This window comes from Rhodohalobacter sp. (assembly GCF_041686455.1).
GTDB lineage: Bacteria > Bacteroidota > Rhodothermia > Balneolales > Balneolaceae > Rhodohalobacter.
Genome location: NZ_JAWLDW010000185.1, coordinates 1 through 3,701, shown reverse-complemented (window position 1 = coordinate 3,701; position 3,701 = coordinate 1). Strand labels below are relative to the sequence as shown.

Genomic DNA, 3,701 nt, shown 5'->3' with positions numbered 1-3,701 from the left:
GCTATCCATACCGTACCTAGGCATCTTTTTGTAGATACGGCTTTTGAAAATCGATCTTATGAAGACTCTGCACTGCCCATCGGTAACGGACAGACGATCTCTCAGCCTTATACGGTTGCGGCTCAAACTGAACTTCTTGAAGTAAAAAAGGGTGATAAAATCCTGGAAATTGGAACCGGTTCAGGATACCAGGCTGCGATTTTGTGTGAATTGGGAGCTAATGTGTACAGTGTGGAACGTCACGAAAAACTCTATCGGAGTGCAAAAGAGATTCTGCAGGAACTTGGTTACAGACCCCACCTCAAACTTGGCGATGGAACGCTGGGTTGGAGCGCATATGCACCGTATGATGGGATTGTTGTTACGGCCGGGGCACCCGTAGTTCCCGAAGACCTTAAAGAACAGCTTGAAGTTGGAGGGAAATTGGTTGTCCCTGTCGGAGATCAGAAAAGCCAGGTGATGATTCGAATTACCCGAAACGGTGAGGAGGAGTTCAAAGAAGAGAGATTGAGTCACTTTAAATTCGTACCCCTGATTGGAGAGAAAGGCTGGGATTGAGTTGTTTATAACGTAACAGCAATTCTGTTTTAACATTCAACTCACTTTTTAAATTTCGCCATAATCACTCTAAGTAACTTCGTTTAAGAGAGTTAACATCTGTAACATAATCGTTCCATTGAGATAGCTAAGAATAAGAGAGAAGTCGATCTAAATGTTCGAATAGAGTGCTTGAGACAAGAAAAACCCCCTAAATCTAATCTTTGTTAAAAATTTCCTGATAAGAGTTACTCCCTTTTGTGTCAATTGTTTAGCTCCATAATATTGTGAAATTGGTTTTTGGGTGAGGGGAACGACTTTCTCTTTTTCAGATGTTGATTGACCAGTCTGATACAAAAAGATTTTTACAAATCAGATCCTTAACCCCAATTAAATAGATAACAATTATGAAACAGTTTAAAATTATCAGTATGGTAGCTCTTGCCGTAATCTTTATGGCATTCGCTCCGTACAGTATTTCAACACAGAATAATGATCACCACGATATTGTGAGTATCGCCCAAGATACTGACAATCTATCGACTTTGGTTGCTGCTATCGAAGCAGCAGGATTGGTTGATGTATTGAAAGGCGACGGACCTTTTACGGTTTTTGCGCCAACAAATGAAGCATTTGAAGCACTTCCTGACGGAACTCTGGAAAGCTTGTTAATGCCTGAGAACCAGGATCAGCTGGTTGAGATTTTAACCTATCATGTAGTAGCTGGAGAAGTAATGTCAGGAGATCTGAGTGACGGAATGACGGCCGAAACTGTGGAAGGTTCTGAAGTAACCATTTCTCTGAGCGATAGTGGTGCAAAAGTAAATGATGCAAATGTTGAGGCTGCCGATATAGAGGCTTCAAACGGTGTAGTTCATGTGATTGATGCAGTAATACTGCCACCTGAAGACAATTCAGGATACTAAGATTCAAAACGTTTGTTTTGGTTAAAAAGGCCCGGCTTTTAAAAGTCGGGCCTTTTCTATTCTACTCAAATTTATAAGCCATCTATTTTTTTATGAATTTTTCTGTAGATGGATAATCTTAATTTAACGTCAATTTGATATAAAATCACTGAATTTGGCCATATGAGAAGTCCCCTTCTTAAGAAGAAAGAGATTTAGGTAAATGGATATTCATTAGGAAAATTCTATGGACACCCCTCTTTGCCTCCCCTTTTTAGGGGAGAATTGGTCAAATCCGTCATCTGCTTTCTTATATAGAACTCACGTTAATTTAGCTAATCTCACCTTTAAGTATTTTTACTTCAGTTTGTTACCGCAGGTGATGGTCTGCGAGCTTTTTATATAGAATTTCACAAGTTTCGGGCAGACTATTTTGAGTGCTTATTTTCAGAAGTTGGCTGTCGGTAAGTTCTTTTGGCGATTCATAATTGGCAGAAAGCTTTTCAAAGTCTTCCAGGCGCGCATCCGAGACTGTATCTTTATTCTTGTCTCTGGCTTTCAACCGGGAAATGATGGTTTCATCCGATGCTTGAGCTTCAATAAACACAAAATTTGCATCTACAGACTTAAGCAGTTCTATTAGATTCTGCCGATTTGATTTCTTGCTGAATGTTGCATCGAGGATCGCACTCTTTCCGGATGATAAAACTGTAGTAATTTTCTCAAATAGGTGCCGATACGTTTTTTCTGACATCTCAGCCGAATAGAGTTTCTCTCGTTTTGATGAATTTGGTCGTTCATACAAAGGCAGATCCGACAGCTTTTTTCGAATGCGGTCTGATGAGAAATACTCGAAGTCCAGGATTTTAGAAAGGTGTTCAGCTAAGGTACTTTTCCCTGTACCAATACGGCCCATAAAAATTAGTAATGTCGGTCTGGATCCCAAAAGAGCATATCGCAGAGAAAGGTGAAAATAGTCGGTTGCTGTTTGCTGCAGCTTTTCCCGTTTTTTTGAGGTGTTTTCGGCACCTGCACTTTGAAGGCTTTTTACCTTGCCTTTTACATATCCACGATAGCATTTATAAAAATCGGTGATTTTAAATAAGTCAGGGTCATCAAGCTTTTGTGACATCTGCTCAACGAAATAGAGGCTTTCATTACGGCACTCCTGAAAATCCAGATCCATGGCAAGGTAAGCCAAGTCGGCGGCGAGGTCGCCACAACGAAAACGTTCGTTGAACTCTATGCAATCGTAGATACAGATGTTATCGGGACCGATGTGAATATGTTCGAGGTGCAAATCTCCGTGCCCGTCTACGATTCGTTTCTGAGATATTCGCCGGTTAAAAAGTGACTGATTCTTCTCAAAATATTGATTGGTAAAATATTTGATCGCCTGAAACTCTTCATTTTCAATCGTCTTTCCGATGTAAGATTCGGTTTGCTCAAAGTTTTCATCGGTGTTGAACCGGATCTGTTCAATTTTACCATACTGAAGAACATCATCTTTCGGTTCCTGCTGCAGGTAGAACTTCGCCAGTTTATCCGAGACCCGATCCAAATGCTCTTTTGTAAGGGTATCATTTTCAATATAGGAATACAGAAAATATTGCCCATCAAGCATCTTCATTTTCACGGCATACTCAACGATTTCCTCCGGATTTTCTGAATTGAAAGTAAATGTATTCTCCTTTTTTGAAATTGGGATGACCCCAATATAAATATCAGAGCAAAGCCTGCGATTCAGCTCCACTTCCCGTTCACAATAGTGCTTTCTCTTATCGAGTGTGCTGTAGTCTAGAAAACCGAAATCAACGGGCTTCTTAAATTTATAGACAAAAGGTGGGGCCATAAACACATGGGAAATATGTGTCTGAATGTGCTTTACATTTTCGGGTTTATGGGGGTAGACCTCACGGTTCTCCAGGAACTCCCACAAGCTATTATCTGATTCTGATTCATTTCCGGAATTACTCATTCTTTTATCCGTCAAGACTTAAATATTTGATTTCATGACTTTAATGTGATCTTTTCATGCAACTGAAGATTTAGCCCTTCCTATAAACAAATTCCAAAATTTCTGAAGGAGTAACAATTTTAGTTCAGAACCACAGTAAAAAAGTTTTGCATTTTTTGAATTTTAATTCTACACTTGTAGAAACAGTTCTAACAATGTAGAATTATGAAACTATCGAAATCTGAAGAACAACTGATGCAGTACATCTGGAAAAGCAAAAAGGCGTTCATGAATGAACTGCT

At 39.6% G+C, this 3,701-nt stretch carries 3 protein-coding genes; 2 read left to right on the top strand and 1 reads right to left on the bottom strand.

Translation table 11 applies throughout. The features are described 5' to 3' along the window. Both ACESM0_RS13270 and ACESM0_RS13265 read left to right on the top strand, forming a co-directional pair. Positions 1 to 558, top strand: a 558-nt coding sequence (locus ACESM0_RS13270; RefSeq protein ID WP_372906683.1) for a protein-L-isoaspartate(D-aspartate) O-methyltransferase, incomplete at its 5' end; no start/stop codon positions are given. Positions 559 to 992: 434 nt separating this feature from the next. Continuing rightward, complete coding sequence (locus tag ACESM0_RS13265) at positions 993 to 1,463, top strand: fasciclin domain-containing protein (protein ID WP_372906684.1); 471 nt, start codon at positions 993 to 995, stop codon at positions 1,461 to 1,463. Between the two features lie 349 nt (positions 1,464 to 1,812). Here ACESM0_RS13265 and ACESM0_RS13260 read toward each other — a convergent pair whose 3' ends face one another. Next, the gene (locus ACESM0_RS13260; protein ID WP_372906682.1) at positions 1,813 to 3,435 is read right to left on the bottom strand and encodes an AAA family ATPase; all 1,623 of its coding nucleotides are present in this window, start codon (positions 3,433 to 3,435) and stop codon (positions 1,813 to 1,815) included. Between the last annotated feature and the right edge of the window lie 266 nt (positions 3,436 to 3,701).

Excerpts from the sequence above, each read along its gene's own strand:
- ACESM0_RS13265 (WP_372906684.1), top strand. The coding sequence starts at position 993 with ATGGCATTCGCTCCGTACAGTATTTCAACACAGAATAATGATCACCAC.